The organism is Streptococcus mobilis, assembly GCF_059727625.1.
The window spans coordinates 1,038,583-1,054,397 of sequence record NZ_AP041823.1 but is presented as its reverse complement, the minus strand read 5'-3'; the positions used below and the strand labels follow the sequence as shown (position 1 = coordinate 1,054,397).

Annotated in this window: 13 protein-coding genes; 4 read left to right on the top strand and 9 right to left on the bottom strand. The window is 39.5% G+C overall.

Translation table 11 applies throughout. The features are described from left to right. Positions 1–250: 250 nt before the first annotated feature. From AC6IZR_RS04980 to AC6IZR_RS04970, 3 genes are read right to left on the bottom strand one after another with little or no spacing between them, the layout of a single operon-like run. The gene (locus tag AC6IZR_RS04980; RefSeq protein ID WP_497848921.1) at positions 251–940 is read right to left on the bottom strand and encodes a hypothetical protein; all 690 of its coding nucleotides are present in this window, start codon (positions 938–940) and stop codon (positions 251–253) included. After that, a complete protein-coding gene (locus AC6IZR_RS04975) occupies positions 921–1,733 on the bottom strand; it encodes a hypothetical protein (RefSeq protein ID WP_497848920.1) in 813 nt (270 codons plus the stop codon). The genes AC6IZR_RS04980 and AC6IZR_RS04975 overlap by 20 nt, the downstream gene beginning before the upstream one ends. Position 1,734: 1 nt before the next feature. Beyond that, positions 1,735–2,445 carry an ABC transporter ATP-binding protein gene (locus tag AC6IZR_RS04970; RefSeq protein ID WP_497848919.1) on the bottom strand — a complete coding sequence of 237 codons (711 nt, stop codon included), beginning with the start codon at positions 2,443–2,445 and terminating at the stop codon, positions 1,735–1,737. Positions 2,446–2,603: 158 nt separating this feature from the next. On the opposite strand from AC6IZR_RS04970, the gene AC6IZR_RS04965 reads away from it, so the two are divergent. Both AC6IZR_RS04965 and AC6IZR_RS04960 read left to right on the top strand, forming a co-directional pair. Further along, positions 2,604–3,275 (top strand): response regulator transcription factor, encoded by a 672-nt coding sequence (locus AC6IZR_RS04965; RefSeq protein WP_070846492.1) that lies wholly within the window; start codon positions 2,604–2,606, stop codon positions 3,273–3,275. Then, positions 3,260–4,336 (top strand): sensor histidine kinase, encoded by a 1,077-nt coding sequence (locus AC6IZR_RS04960; protein ID WP_497848918.1) that lies wholly within the window; start codon positions 3,260–3,262, stop codon positions 4,334–4,336. The genes AC6IZR_RS04965 and AC6IZR_RS04960 overlap by 16 nt, the downstream gene beginning before the upstream one ends. Positions 4,337–4,438: 102 nt before the next feature. Here the strand turns inward: AC6IZR_RS04960 and AC6IZR_RS04955 are convergent, their stop codons facing one another. Further along, entirely contained in the window at positions 4,439–5,377 is a 939-nt protein-coding gene (locus AC6IZR_RS04955; protein ID WP_497848917.1) for a CPBP family intramembrane glutamic endopeptidase, read from the bottom strand. Between the two features lie 262 nt (positions 5,378–5,639). On the opposite strand from AC6IZR_RS04955, the gene AC6IZR_RS04950 reads away from it, so the two are divergent. After that, positions 5,640–7,820, top strand: coding sequence for an amino acid ABC transporter substrate-binding protein/permease (locus AC6IZR_RS04950; RefSeq protein ID WP_049517815.1), 2,181 nt, complete (start codon positions 5,640–5,642; stop codon positions 7,818–7,820). Beyond that, positions 7,820–8,560 (top strand): amino acid ABC transporter ATP-binding protein, encoded by a 741-nt coding sequence (locus AC6IZR_RS04945; RefSeq protein WP_003007564.1) that lies wholly within the window; start codon positions 7,820–7,822, stop codon positions 8,558–8,560. The genes AC6IZR_RS04950 and AC6IZR_RS04945 overlap by 1 nt, the downstream gene beginning before the upstream one ends. A 242-nt stretch (positions 8,561–8,802) precedes the next feature. Here AC6IZR_RS04945 and AC6IZR_RS04940 read toward each other — a convergent pair whose 3' ends face one another. The 5 genes from AC6IZR_RS04940 to asnS form a co-directional block, all read right to left on the bottom strand. Further along, positions 8,803–10,545 carry an ABC transporter ATP-binding protein gene (locus tag AC6IZR_RS04940; protein ID WP_497848916.1) on the bottom strand — a complete coding sequence of 581 codons (1,743 nt, stop codon included), beginning with the start codon at positions 10,543–10,545 and terminating at the stop codon, positions 8,803–8,805. Next, positions 10,542–12,269: an ABC transporter ATP-binding protein gene (locus AC6IZR_RS04935; RefSeq protein ID WP_497848915.1), complete on the bottom strand. Its 1,728-nt coding sequence runs from the start codon at positions 12,267–12,269 to the stop codon at positions 10,542–10,544. Before AC6IZR_RS04935 ends, AC6IZR_RS04940 begins: the two co-directional genes overlap by 4 nt. A gap of 116 nt (positions 12,270–12,385) precedes the next feature. After that, the gene (locus AC6IZR_RS04930) at positions 12,386–13,585 is read right to left on the bottom strand and encodes an MFS transporter (protein WP_497848914.1); all 1,200 of its coding nucleotides are present in this window, start codon (positions 13,583–13,585) and stop codon (positions 12,386–12,388) included. Positions 13,586–13,663: 78 nt separating this feature from the next. Beyond that, positions 13,664–14,380, bottom strand: coding sequence for a DUF1003 domain-containing protein (locus AC6IZR_RS04925; protein ID WP_497848913.1), 717 nt, complete (start codon positions 14,378–14,380; stop codon positions 13,664–13,666). A gap of 68 nt (positions 14,381–14,448) precedes the next feature. Then, positions 14,449–15,795 (bottom strand): asparagine--tRNA ligase, encoded by a 1,347-nt coding sequence (gene asnS, locus AC6IZR_RS04920; protein ID WP_497848912.1) that lies wholly within the window; start codon positions 15,793–15,795, stop codon positions 14,449–14,451. Positions 15,796–15,815 lie beyond the last annotated feature (20 nt).

The following is a 15,815-nucleotide window of genomic DNA, read 5'->3' as shown; positions in this document are numbered from 1 at the left end:
ACATATATAGACCTTATTTTACCATAAATCACTAGAATTCTCTGAGATGAGGAATGAAAGGGAAAACAACATATTACAAAATAATTAATTGGACACGCATTAGAGTGAAAACTAAACAAGACTCTCGCAATTACTTCGAAAGTCTTGTCTTTTATTCTAAAACAATGCAATACGTAATAAACATCAGTGTCCATGATATACAAAATTAACAAGGTTTGCTGATCGGTATCATTTTTACGAAATCAATTTACTACTTAACTTCTTGATTCTTTACCAAGAGGTAGAGAGTTGCTCCAAGTGAGCATACAAGTCCAATAACGTAAGTACAGAGTTGCAAAGAGGAAACTCTCCCTAATATTGTTTCCGCAATAATATTATAAAATAGATAACTAGTCACTGGTTCCACTACTCTTTCTATGAATGGTTGTACCAAAATAGGAAATAGCAGCAAAATAGCTAAACTCCCCATTGGACTTTTGAAAAAATAACTTAAGAAGTAAGAAATTAAAAAATATTGGATGGAGCCAATCAAATAGAAACTGAAAATTTCTAAATTGACACCATTTTCGCTACTTAAAAAATGAAACCATATAAGTAGTACAATGAAATATAAGGTTGATTGTAGTACTACATCACATAACTCTACGAACAGGATCCTAATTGAACTTAAGATCCTTTTTCCACTTACCAAATAAACCAGTTTTGTTTCGTGAGATTGTAACTCAACAAATGCATTAACACACCCAATACTAACAGAGAGCATTGATGCAAAAACAAGAGCTTGCTTTATAGATAATTGTACAACAGTATCATTGATTGAAACTGGTAAAACACCTAAGAGACACACAAAACCTATCAAAAGTGACTGTATAGCTATCTGGTACTTTACGGGTTTTAAACTATATTTTTTGACGATAAGACTAAAAGATATTCTTGCCATTCTTCCTCCTCATTCGAATCATTTCTACAAGCATTATGAATACCAAGAACAAGATTCCTTCTACTACTAAAAGTGTAAATCCATATAATTGGCTCGTTTGAGTCCCTTCAATTCGGCCAAAAGCAAATGACTTTGCTCCAATTAAAGGCAAGAGATTTTCTATTTTAGAGGAAAGTCCTCTTAAAATACCTGATAAAGTGATTACCAATAATAAAACATCTGCAATTAATGAAGTCATTGATTTTTTCGTTACTATTACGAAAAGTAAAGCTAATAAAGTAAGAACGATCGCAAATATCATAACTCTTACCGTAACATCTAAAAACAAAGTAAATTCTAAATAATTCTTTAAAGTTGAATCTAGAAAAACGAGTAAAATAATAGCGTTTACTATAGAAAATATTAAAGTAGCAAGTAACGATAAGACAATCGAACTTGCAATAAACCCAGTAAGACGAACTTTCCAGTTTGGGATCAACAACTGAGTAAAATTATCATCACCAAATTGGTAATGGGTTGAATAAACAAGTGAAACTAAGATTGGTAAGAAAATAACACTTGCTTGGTAGGGTGAGGATAAGAGAGCATCCCTGACTGTATAGACTGGATTCGATGATAGCATAGATGGATCAAGGTTAACAGCCTGTCCATTTCCTTCTACTAAAGCATTTATCACCTGGATATTTTGAATTGAAAAAAATATGCTGACTCCAAAAATAAGAAAAAAAGTGAATTTAAAAGTAGGTAAACTACAATATTTATAGAGGTCACTAAAAAAGGAACGCTTCAACATATTATTCACCTTCTTTCCCTTTGAGTGCCTTAAAATATGCCTCCTCAAAAGATCCAAACTGTTTCAAAATGTCTTTGGTAGGAGCATCAATAACAATCTTCCCATTAGAAATCCCAACCAAATGATCTACAGTTAATTCTAACTCACTCATATAATGACTTGTCATTAATACAGACTTACCTTCATTGACAAAAGACTGCAAAAAATTGCGTACCCAGCGTATTCCTTCTGGATCTAGTCCATTGATTGGTTCATCTAAAATTAAGATGTCAGGATTTGCTAATAAGGCTGTTGCTAAACCAAGACGTTGCTTCATTCCTAATGAATAGTCTTTTACTTTTTTATTTTTAGCTTCACTTAACCCCACCAACTCTAAACATTCGTTGCACCTATTTTTGTCAACGCCACAAGCCAAGCCAATCCACCGAAGATGCTGAAATCCTGTTCTAGTTGGATAAGGTTGACAACTATCTAGGAATGATCCAACAATACAAAAAGGATTATCTCCCAATTGAGAGTATTTTTTCCCATCGATCAACGCCATTCCCATTTGACTATTTTCTAAACCAAGCAAAATTCTAATTAAAGTTGATTTTCCAGATCCATTCGGTCCAATCAATCCAGTAATCTCACCTTTTTTGGCTTTGAAAGACACGTTTTGAAGGACAATTTTATTATTATATTCCTTATGTAGCTTTTGAATTGTTATCATTCATTCTTTTTCCTTTCTAACTTTTAGTGAAATTCCACCTTCACTTGGAGCAAGTATAACAGGAGAAAATCAGGAAATTATCAGAATAATTATTTTCTTCATTTCTAACAAATTGCATTCTAGATTTGCTATAATATGCACATATAATCGGAGGAACTATGAAGTATAAAATTTTAGCCATTGACGATGATGAAAAAATCTTACGATTAATAGAGAATGCATTAAAAGCCAACAACTTCCACGTGGAAACTCGTAAATATATAGAAGAAATCAATATCTGCGACTTTACTGGATTTGATCTAATTTTACTTGATGTCATGATGCCTATTTCTGGTTTAGAAATCTGTCGTTCCATTCGTTCACAAATTACCACTCCAATCCTATTTCTAACCGCTAAAGATTTTGAAGAAGATTTACTAAAAGGAATTCAAGCTGGGGCAGATGATTACATCACAAAACCATTCAGCATTAAAGAATTAATTGCAAGAATTCAAATGCATCTTCGTAGAGAAGAAAGATCACATCATGCCTCTAAAGAAGAGATGGATTCAAATATAACTTTTTATCGAGATAGTCAAGAAGTTTATTATCAATCAAAGAGAATTTCATTAACTAAGCGAGAGTTTGATTTACTTTATCTTTTAGCAAAAAATGAGAACCGAATATTTAGCATAGAAGAGCTTTACAATTACCTCTATCCTGTAGACTCTGATGCACAACTACGATCCATTACTGAATACATCTATCAAATCAGACAAAAATTTAAGATTCATCAAATTGATCCCATCAAAACAGTATGGGGAGGAGGATACAAATGGAAAAAGAATTGACAATCAAGCAACTCATTAAGCGTACCTACCTTAAAATCATTTGGCAATTTCTTCTATGTCTGATACTTTTTTACATAGTTCCAGCTCTTCTATCTTCTGTATCTGGAATTAATGAGAAAAATGTCAATCGCTTTGCTTTATTTTTTAGCGTCAGTTCTTGGATTTATCTTTGCATCATTTTAATTTTTATCATTGTAATAAATATTAGACGATTATTAACTGAGATTCAAACAGAAATGAATATGGTTTATCATAGTGGTCTATACTTCACAAAAAATGAACATCACCATTTGCAGATTAAAGAATTTATTGAAACAAATGATCTGATCGAAAAAATGCAATCTGATATAAAAAATAGGATTGAAAATGAAAAAGAACAAAAAAAAGAACTCATGTTTCAAGTATCTAGCGCTGCACATGATCTTCGAACTCCTCTAACCGTCATCAGAGGAAATGCTGAATTCCTACAATCTACCAAACAAACACCTCAAGTAATGGAATGTCTAAAAGATCTTGAGCAAGCAAGTATTCAGTTAAACGATTATTTTAACAACTTTATCCAATATTCCAAAACTTTTTACGACCATGATATCCAACTTGAAAATATATCAATTAAACAAGTAACTCATCAATTGAAAGAACAGATCACTCCTTTACTCCCTAGAAATACGAATTTTGTTTTTTCAAATACAGTAACTCCATCGACACAAATTGCAATTCATTCCAATCTATTTTTCCGAGCAATCACAAATATTATTAATAATGCAATACAACATCAAAAAGAAAATGATGCAAAGATCCAGCTAACAATGTCACAAGAAAATAATCGATTAGTTCTAACCATATGGAATAATCAATCTAGTTTTTCAAAAAATGTATTACAACATGCTGGGAATCTTTTCTATAAAGAGGACCAAGCAAGAACACCGTCTCAAGAAAGTCACTTTGGACTTGGTTTATCTTTCGTGAAACGTGTCATGAAACTTCATAATGGAACTATGCATTTAGAAAATATTCATAATGGTGCACAAGTGAAACTAATCATTCCCATTATTATATAGAAAAAGCCGAACTCATCATTATGTGTTCGACTCAAAACGCAGACAAACGTCATTTTTGGTGTTTGTCTTTTTCATATATGACTTTCAGACATTACAGAGAGGTTAGTCAGCAAACTTTTCTTTCCTCTCCCCTAAGCGATAGACAATCACTAGGGATAAAAGAACAACCATAGTGGTAATGATCGATCCTTCTGCTCCAAATTCTCCTCCGGTCAGCCAGTCAGGTCCTGATCCTATGGTAAAGCTAAAGATAGACGCATCTGCGCCCGTCCCACTGACTTGAAAACCAAGGAGATTCCCTTGTACATAGTTCCAAGTACCGTGTTGAGCGACCACTAGCCAGATACTATCGGTGTAGACAAGGAGCAAACCAGCTAGCACTCCATCAAGGACAATATTTAGTACAGATAAGAAGGTCACCCCTGAATTTCCCAGATGGAGAAAGCCAAAGAGACTACTAGAAATCGCGATCGCTAAAGGCAAATTACTTCTTGCAGCAATTCGAGTCAGGAGCCAACCCCGCGTCGCTACTTCTTCCGTTCCTCCTTGAAGGAGCCAAAACGGGAATAAGCCTAGAATAAAGAGGATGGGTTCTAAACTTAATTCATTAAGCTCAAAAGACCCTATTCCACTTAATTGGTAGACAAGCGCGATCACTCCCATTTGAACAAGGGAAAACATGATCCCCCAACCTAGATACTTAAGCCAATTCCTTTTTACAAAGCCTAAGATTGATAATGCATTCTTCTCTATGACCTTCACCCAAAAAATAAAGAGGAACAGAATGATTACAAAACTGAAGAGCTCATAATAGAGAAAATAATGGTAGAAAAATTCTTGAATACTTGCTATCCCATTTCCTGGTGAAAAGAAGTCTACTAGAAAACCGATCACTAAGGAAAATGGCCCCACAAGTTCACTACCAATCCAAAGTCCTCCTTCTATAAAGAGGAATGCTAATAATACATAGAATAGTATAGAAATAAGAACTGGCCATGGGGTGTTAGTTTTTATATCCTGAATCATCTTTCCTTTCTTCATGATCAACCTCCATTTATCTGATAGTTCCATTGTAGCAAAGAAAATCTAGAGCTGCAATATCGTCTCATGTTAGAAAACCTAACATGAAAACTGGATTTTTCTTGCAAAGCAAACTATTTTCTGATATAATAGCTTTTGTAGAAAAACATAAGGCCATTCATACTCGATTTGGTATGGATGATTTGTTTTTTTAAGGCCATCCTTTGGTCAATGTGCTCATGGGTCAAATCCCCAAAGAGAAAAGAATTATAAGGAGACAGAAATGAAGAAAAAATTACTAGCATGTTTGCTTTTCTTATTTCCATTCGTTGCATTCGCTGGTCATGCTCATGCTGAAACGATCAAGGTCGTTTTCGATACAGCGTATGCACCATTTGAATTTAAGGATTCAGATCAAACCTATAAAGGAATTGACGTAGAGATCTTGGACAAGGTCGCTGAAATCAATGGCTGGGATTTGGACAAATCCTTCCCTGGATTTGATGCAGCGGTCAATGCAGTTCAAGCTGGTCAAGCGGATGCCATCATGGCAGGGATGACCAAAACAACAGAACGTGAAAAAGTCTTCACCATGTCTGATACTTACTACGATACAAAAGTTGTCATTGCGACTAAAAAAGCTGACAAAATCACTAAGTACAGCCAATTAAAAGGGAAGACAGTCGGTGTTAAAAACGGCACTGCAGCCCAACGCTTCCTCGATAAAAATAAGGACAAGTACGGCTACAAGATCAAGACTTTTGATACCGGTGATCTCATGTACAACAGTTTATCAGCTGGTGCGGTCGATGCGGTGATGGATGACCAACCCGTCATTCAATATGCCATTCAAAAGGGTCAGGACCTAGCTATCAATATGGACGGGGAAGCAGTCGGTGGCTTTGCCTTTGGAGTTAAAAAAGGTGGAAATCATGAAAAGTTGATTACTGAATTTAACAAGGCTCTCGCTCAAATGAAAGCTGACGGGACACTTGATGAGATCATCAAGAAATGGACAGGTGAAAGCCAATCATCAAGTAACAGTGCCGTTCCAGAAACCACCACTCCTGCTGGTCAAAAAGCAACTCCTAAAAAATCAAAATATAGCATTTCAAGTGATTCTTCCTTTGCACCATTTGTCTTCCAAAATGGAAAAAACAAATACACAGGAATCGATATGGACTTGATCAAGGCTATTGCTAAAGACCAAGGATTTACCATCGAGATTGACAATCCTGGATTTGATGCTGCGGTAAGTGATGTTCAATCCGGCCATGCGCAAGGAATGATCGCAGGGATGACTGTTACAGATGCTCGGAAAGAAACATTTGATTTTTCTGAACCATACTACACGGCCAATTCTATTCTAGCCGTTCAAGAAAGTAGCAAGATTGATTCTTATGATGACCTTAAAGGAAAGACAGTCGGTGTTAAAAACGGTACTTCCTCCCAAAACTTCCTTGAAGAGAACCAAAAGAAATATGGTTACAAGATCAAAACGTTCTCTGACGGAGCTTCTATGTATGACAGTTTGAATTCTGGTTCTGTTGCAGCGATTATGGATGACGAACCTGTTATCAAATACGCTATTAAACAAGGACGCAAATTCAAAACACCTATCGAAGGAACTCCAAGTGGTCAACTAGCATTTGCCGTTAAAAAAGGAGAAAATCCTGAATTGATCGAAATGTTCAATAACGGGCTTGCAAACTTGAAGAAAAGTGGCCAATACCAAAAGATTCTTGATAAATACCTTAAATCAGATAGCAAATCTACTTCAAGTACAGCCGTAGATGAAACAACGATTTGGGGCTTGCTCCAAAACAATTACAAACAATTGTTAAGCGGTTTGGGTGTGACTCTAGCCCTTGCACTTCTCTCTTTCGCGATTGCTATGGTGATCGGTGTTATCTTTGGGATGTTTAGTGTTAGCCCTTATAAATGGCTCCGCTGGACAGCAGAAATCTTTGTCGATGTTATTCGTGGGATCCCATTGATGATCCTTGCTGCCTTCATCTTCTGGGGAATTCCAAACTTGATTGAATCTGTCACAGGTCATCAATCCCCAATCAACGACTTTGTTGCAGGTACCATCGCCCTCTCCCTCAATGCTGCTGCCTATATTGCAGAAATTGTTCGTGGGGGGATCCAAGCTGTACCGATTGGACAGATGGAAGCCAGCCGAAGCCTGGGAATCTCCTATGGCAAGACCATGCGTAAGATCATCTTGCCACAAGCAACCAAACTCATGCTTCCAAACTTTGTTAACCAATTCGTCATTGCCCTGAAAGATACGACTATCGTTTCTGCGATCGGATTGGTAGAACTCTTCCAAACTGGTAAGATCATCATTGCTCGAAACTACCAAAGTTTCAAGATGTATGCGATCCTTGCCGTCTTCTACCTCGTGATTATCACCTTGCTAACACGATTTGCAAAAAAATTAGAAAAGAAGGTTAACTAATGGCTAAATTAAAAATTGATGTCCATGACCTCCACAAATACTATGGTGAAAATGAGGTCTTAAAAGGAATCTCAACAAAATTCTACGAAGGGGATGTGGTCTGCATTATTGGACCGTCCGGTTCTGGTAAATCGACCTTCCTTCGTAGTCTCAATCTCCTCGAAGAAGTGACAAAAGGTCAAATTACCGTAAATGGATATGATCTAACCGATCCGAAAACCAATGTTGATTTGGTCCGTGAAAATATCGGGATGGTTTTCCAACACTTCAACCTCTTCCCTCACATGAGCGTCCTTGAAAACATTATGTTTGCGCCAGTAGAGCACAAACTGATGACCCGTGAAGAAGCTCAAAAAGTCGGAATGGAATTGTTGGAAAAAGTTGGACTCGCAGATAAAGCCGATGCCAATCCGAACAGCCTTTCCGGTGGTCAAAAACAACGTGTGGCCATTGCCCGTGGACTCGCCATGAATCCAGATATTATGCTCTTTGACGAACCTACTTCTGCCCTTGACCCTGAGATGGTTGGAGATGTATTGAACGTTATGAAAGAGTTGGCAGAGCAAGGCATGACCATGATCATCGTTACCCACGAGATGGGATTTGCCCGCCAAGTAGCCAACCGCGTCATCTTCACAGCAGACGGTGAATTCCTCGAAGACGGCAAACCAGACCAAATCTTCGACAACCCACAACACCCACGCTTGAAAGAATTCTTGGATAAGGTTCTAAACGTTTAAAAAATAGTGGTTTTTGAAGCATCTAGCAATTTTGCTAGATGTTTTTTTAGACGAAAAAAGAGGCTGGAACAAAAGTCCTAGCCTCTCAATTATTTTTGGATTGTCGAGCAAGACGCAGTGGTTGAGTGGGCTCTACTACGCTGATTTCATCAGCTTTTAAAGCCCTACTCAACTGTGCGGAGGTGGGACGACGAAATCGAATTCTAACGAATTACCGATTTCTGTCCCACTCTCTTTTCATTTTAACTAATCTGTTGCTGTGCTGTCTGCATTTTGTAGTAAACACCTTGCGCTTGCATTAGCTCTTCATGAGTACCATGTTCAACAATGTCGCCATCCACCATGACAAGGATCATATCGGCATTTTGAATGGTCGATAAGCGGTGAGCGATGATGAAGCTGGTCCGTCCCTTCATGAGCTGATTAAAGGCATCTTGAATCAAGACCTCAGTCCGAGTATCGATGGAGGATGTAGCCTCATCCAAGATCAAAATCTTAGGAACTGAAAGGAAAACACGCGCAATCGTTAAGAGTTGGCGTTGACCTTGAGACAAAGACTCTCCAGCATCTGAAAGATAAGTATCATACCCTTGTGGCAACTGCCGAATGAAGAAATCTGCATTGGCCGCTTTGGCTGCTTCTATGACTTCTTCTCTAGTTGCATCTGGACGAGAAAAGGCAATATTTTCATGAATGGTCCCAACCTTGAGCCAGGTTTCTTGCAGAACCATACCAAACTGTTGGCGGTAAGAAGCACGGGTGTAGTCCGTAATTGGCACCCCATCAATCGTGATCTCTCCAGAATTAACAGGGTAGAAACGCATGAGCAGATTAATCAAGGTCGACTTTCCTGCTCCTGTAGGTCCTACAATGGCAACCTTACTGGCAGCTGGAACCTGAATAGTTAAATCTTTGATCAAGGTCCGACCCAAATCATAGCCAAATGTGACGTGTTCAAAACCAATCGCACCTTTAACATCCTGACTTTTCAGGACCCGTTGCCCCGTCTCTTCGACCTCAGCTTGATCCAAGACGCTGTACAAGCGCTCTGCGCAGGCAAGGGCACTTTGGAGTTCTGACAAGACAGAGGAGATATCATTAAAGGGCTTGGTGTATTGGTTGACATAATTGAGGAAGGTCACCAATTGACCAACAGTAAAGTGAGATCCCGAAATAATGCGTACAGCACCAAATCCAGCCACTACTGCATAAATCAAGGCATTCACAAAGCGAGTGGCAGGGTTGACAGTTGAAGAATAAAAGACAGCGGATTGGGAATAATTGGCATAGCTTTCATTCGTCCCCTTAAAAGCCGTACGGAATTGATCCTGAGCATTAAAGGACTGGATCAAACTTTCCTGGGTCAAGGACTCTTCGATCAACTGAGTTTGAAGACCACGCGCCTTGGTCTGCTTTTGGAAAAGCGTATAAGAACGCTTGGCAATAAAACGAGCAATCACCAGGGATAAAGGGGTCAAGACCAGAACCGCCAACATCATAAAGAAATCCAATTCTGCCATGGTCACGATGGTGACAAGAATGGTTAAGAGGCCAACAAAGAACTGGTTAAAGACCATCAGAAGACCACTATTGAGTTGCTCTACATCGGTCGTGAGGCGACTGACAAAGTCCCCGCTCCCTTGTTTATCTAGATAAGACAAGGGCAATCGGTGTACTTTTTCCATCACTTCTGCTCTTAGGCTTTGGCTAAACCGATAGACCAATTGATTGTAGACAAGAGGATTGATCCATTGGATCAGGGTATTAGCCACAATGACCAGAACCATTTGGATCAAAACGGGCCATAAGACTGTCATTCCTTGAGGATTGATGACTAAATCAACCGCATGTCCGATCAGGATCGGTAACCAAACCGTTAAGGCCACTTGAGCAATGGTTCCAAGACTAGCTAGGATCAGGAGCCCGGGATGGTGAGCAAAATCTCTAAACAGACGTTTTAAATAACTGGAACGTTTTTGACTCATGCTTCCTCCCTCCCGTGTTGTGAATAATGAATTTCTTGATAAATCTCATTGGTAGACAAAAGGAAATCATGATTTCCCAGTCCTACTTGATGTCCCTTGTTCAAGACTAAAATCTGATCAGCAGTCTTGAGACTATTGGTTCGTTGAGATACTAAGATCAAACTCGTATCACTCAATTCTTCTTTAATCGATTTTAAGAGACGAGCTTCCGTCAAATAATCCAAGGCAGAAGTTGAATCATCCAAAATCAAGAAAGGAGCCTTCTTCAAAAGGGCACGCGCAATGGTCAACCGTTGACGTTGGCCTCCTGAGAAATTTCGACCAAAGGCTTCCACTGGCTCATCGAGTTGTCCTTCTTTTTCACGGACAAAATCAGCTGCCTGAGCTGTTTCTAGGGCCCACCACAAATCATCATCCGATAGATTTTCTTCCATCCCTAGTAAGAGATTCGAGCGGATAGTCCCTCTAAAGAGCTCTGCCTTCTGTGGAACAACAGCTACCCAGTCCCGCCACTCCTTGAGAGTTTTAGGAGAGTGAGCTTGATGATAGAGGGCTAATTTTCCTTGACTCACAGTATACAAATGACTCAATAACTGAACCAGGGTAGACTTCCCAGATCCTGTACCACCGATAATTCCCAACATCTGTCCATGATCCAGATCAAAGGAAATATCTTCTAGAGCTGGGCTTGAAGCCGTTGGATAAGTGAAAGTAACTTTCTGTGCGCTGATCGCTTCTTGCTCTCTTGCAGTTTCTTCTGGCAGAGCTTCTAAGAGGTCTTCTTCCTTCAAATCAAAAATCTCTTGAACACGCTTAGCTGAAATATAGCTGACATTTAAAGACGTGACCAGCATCGCCAGTTTGATCAATTCTGTTAAAATTTGTAATAAATAATTGACCAAAGCGACCAACATCCCTTGGGTTAAAAGACCAGCAGAGATATTCAATTGTCCTTGCCAAATGACACAAACCAAGGTCGTATTGACCACAAGGAAGGTCAAGGGACTGACCAAACTAGACCAGATACCAGCGCGAATTTGCCAGATCTTGTAGTCCTGATTGACCTCTCTAAAGTCCTCTAATTCACTAGACTGTTGTCCAAAGGCCCGAATCACCCGCATCCCTTGAAATTGCTGACGCGTCACTGTGACCATTCGGTCTGTGATTTTCCGGATCTTGGCAAAAAGAGGATTGACAATCCGAGACATGATCACAATAATCAAGGTTAAAATCGCCACCATCCCCAAGAACCAAAGGGTTAGTTTAGGACTGATGGTGAAAGCCATGATGATAGAACCAAAGACAATAATCGGTGCTCTCAAAAAGAGGCGCAAGAATTGGTTGATCCCAACCTGAATTTGATAGGTATCAGAAGTGAGACGGGTTACCAAACTAGAAGTCCCGATCCTATCGCGCTTGTCCTTTGGAAGTGATAAGATCTTCTCATACAAATCCTTGGTCATCTCGCGGGTAAAGCCGACAGCTGCTTTAGAAGAAAAATACTGGGCCGTAATAGCTACGACGACACCAAAGCTCGCAAATAAAAACAAAACACCGACCGTCATCACCACTGCGCTCGTTTCCTTTTTCGGAATGACCTGATCGACTAAGTGGGCGATGATTAAGGGGACACACAATTCAAAAATAGCTTCTAAAAGCTTAAACACGGGCCCTAGAAAAGTTTCCCATAGATAGCCCTTAAAATACTTCAATAATGATTTCATACAACTCGATTCTTTTTAAATAGGATATACCTATTTTACCACAATTATAACTGACAAAAAAACTCTCCCTGCAGAGCAGAGAGAGTTGAATACTGACCAGATGAAGGTCAGAAATCTTATTCCTTCTTTGTTACCTTGCTTAAGATCTTGCCCATTTTCCCCAACCCAATCATTAGTAGTGGGAAAGAAAATAGTGTTATAAGGCCTAATACAAGAAAGACTGCTACAAAGCCACAGCTATCAATGAACCAACCAGTCAGTGGGAAAATGACAATCATAGATAGACTAAACATCATGGAATTGATACTCAGCATGGTTGCTCGTACACTTGAAGGTAGATAGGCTTGTAAATCATTGTAGTAGATGGGTTGATAAACGGCATAAAGGGCATTGGTCAAGAGATAGACACTCAGATAGGCGAATGGGGTCTTTACACCTACTAAAAGCAAGGCCAACCCTGTCAGTGCAACTAGAATCGGAAAGACTTGATTACTATTCCATTTTTTCCCGATTTGACTGGCCAAATAAACCGCTAGGAGATTGAATCCACTACCAATTAACATGATGAGCGAAACTTGCCAACTAGCTAAGTCACTAATTTTCTGTTGGTAGTAAAAATAAAACATACACATGATGGTCCCTACCAACTGATAGGTGAGCATCCAGTAAAACAAGACTGTTTTTTCCTGCCATTCTTGTTTCACTACCTCCAATATCCGCTTTAAGGTCAAATGATTTCTTTCATCACTCTTGCTCTCTGGCTCTTTCATCAGAAAGATCAAAAGAATGGAAAGCAAGGAAAGCCCAATAGCAATATAATAGGTCCAAGCCAATGCTCCGTGAATAAAGAAGCCTGCCACAACTGTACCTAACGTTCGGGTGACTTCGGCCACACCAGACAAGAAGCTAGAAATCTGAAGATAACGGTCTTTTTGACCTGCTTCCACCGCTGAATCAAATAAGAAAGCGGTACTGGTCCCCGAGTCAAAATTATAAGACCAAGCATTGACCATCATGGCAATGGCATAGATCCAAAAATTCCCCTGACCAAATAAAATCAAGATAGAAGATCCAATACTGGACAAGCGAGCCAAATAGAGATTGGTCTTGTAGCTAAAGCGATCAGCTAACATACCAGATGGGATCTCACACAAGAGACTCGTCCCATGAAAGATACTCTCTAATAAACCAATCTGAAGCAAAGAAAGACCATTTTGAATAAAAAAGAGAATCCAAAAACTGGTAATTCCAAAATAAGATGTAAATTCCAAACCTGCTAGGAGTGAAATATTGCGTTTGTAAGTTCTTTTAAACATTGTTTTTCCTCTTTCAATAGATTATATGAGTGTTTCTAAAAGACTTACTTAGATTTGCCTACATCTTCTCCACCTCCTTCATTTTTCTTGATTCATTTCTTGACGCAGCTGGGCCACTTGATTAGACAAGGACACCAACAATTCGGTTTGCAACTTTTGAATTTCCAGTAAATCCGTCTGGTCTTGTTGCACCATATGGTCAATTTTCGTATGCAGTAAGCGAATTTCCCGTTCAGACTCCATATTGACGTTAAAGTCATTTCGCGCTTGCAGGCGATCATAATCTGCTGCCCTGTTTTGGCTCATCATGATCAAAGGAGCTTGAATCGCCGCAATCGTAGAAAGTGCTAGATTCAGCAAGATGAAAGGATAAGGATCAAAATTCCAGCCAAAGGGATGCAAGACATTGATCAACATCCAGATAGCCATCATCATGATAAAACTAATGATAAAAGTCCATGAACCACCAAAGCGCGCAACAGAATCCGCCACCCTCTGACCGAAGGTATAGCTGGCTGTCAAGCGGTCTTCAACGTTAAAGGGACGCTCGCTTTCAGGCATGACAGCTGTCACCTGCTGTTTAATGGCTTCGTTTTTATCATTGGCACGCTCAATAATCTGACCTAGATAATCCATACAATATTGGCTCAAATTTTTATACGTGATAAAATCATCCATTTGATTTTCAGGATAGGAAGTCTTGAGCATCTGTTGAATGCTATGATCTAGATCTGCGATCAAAGCCCCCTGACCATCCTCGTATTCTTTCCCATCGATGATGTCTATTTTCAGCATTGAGTTTCCTTTCATAGTTTTTTGAAGCAGATAAAAGTGAAAAACGCCTAATGGCGTTTTTACGTCTATTAAGGTTTGATACGATGCAACATACGTGGGAATGGAATAGCTTCACGAATGTGTTTTGTACCAGCCGCGAAAGTAACCATCCGTTCAATCCCAATACCAAATCCACCGTGTGGAACTGTACCGTATTTACGAAGGTCAAGGTAGAATTCATATTCTGTGCGATCCATGCCAAGAGATTCCATCTTCGCAACAAGGGCGTCGTAGTCTTCCTCACGCATCGAACCACCGATGATTTCTCCGTATCCTTCTGGTGCGAGCAAGTCTGCACAAAGCACTCGCTCTGGATTTCCAGGAACTGGTTTCATGTAGAAGGCCTTGATAGCTGCTGGGTAGTTCATGACAAATGTTGGCACACCAAAGTGGTTTGAAATCCAAGTTTCATGTGGTGAGCCGAAGTCATCACCATGTTCCAAATGCTCATAATCCGCATCTTCATCATTTTCATGCTCTTGCAAGAGATCAATGGCTTCATCATAGGTGATCCGTTTGAATGGTTCAGCAATGTATCGTTTCAAGAGCTCTGTATCACGCTCCAATGTTTCCAAGGCTTGAGGAGCACGGTCCAAAACGCCTTGAAGAAGAGCTTTGACATAAGCTTCTTGCAAGTCAAGTGATTCATCATGTGTCAAGTATGAATACTCAGCGTCCATCATCCAGAACTCAGTCAAGTGACGACGAGTTTTTGATTTTTCGGCACGGAATACTGGACCAAAGTCAAAGACGCGACCAAGGGCCATAGCACCAGCCTCAAGATAAAGCTGTCCTGATTGGCTCAAGTAGGCCGGTGTTCCAAAGTAGTCTGTTTCAAACAATTCAGTTGAATCTTCCGCCGCATTTCCTGAAAGAATTGGGCTATCAAACTTCATGAAGCCGTTCTTATCGAAGAACTCATAAGTTGCATAGATAATAGCATTACGGATTTGCATGACAGCGACTTGTTTGCGTGAACGAAGCCACAAATGGCGGTTGTCCATCAAGAAGTCTGTACCGTGTTCTTTTGGAGTGATTGGGTAATCTTGTGATTCACCGATCACTTCAATATCTGTGATATCGAGCTCATAACCAAATTTAGAACGCTCGTCTTCTTTAACAATCCCTGTCACATAGACAGATGTTTCTTGGCTCAAGCGTTTGATGGTGTCAAATTTTTCAAGACCCACTTCTTCTCCGAATTTTTCGATAAAGTTTGGTTTGAAAGCTACACCTTGGAAAAAGGCAGTTCCGTCACGCAATTGCAAGAAAGCAATTTTTCCTTTTCCTGATTTGTTGGCCACCCAAGCACCGATGGTCACTTCTTGACCAACGTAATCTTTTACTTCGATGATAGTAATCCGTTTTGTCATCATTCATCTTCCTTTTCTCGTTA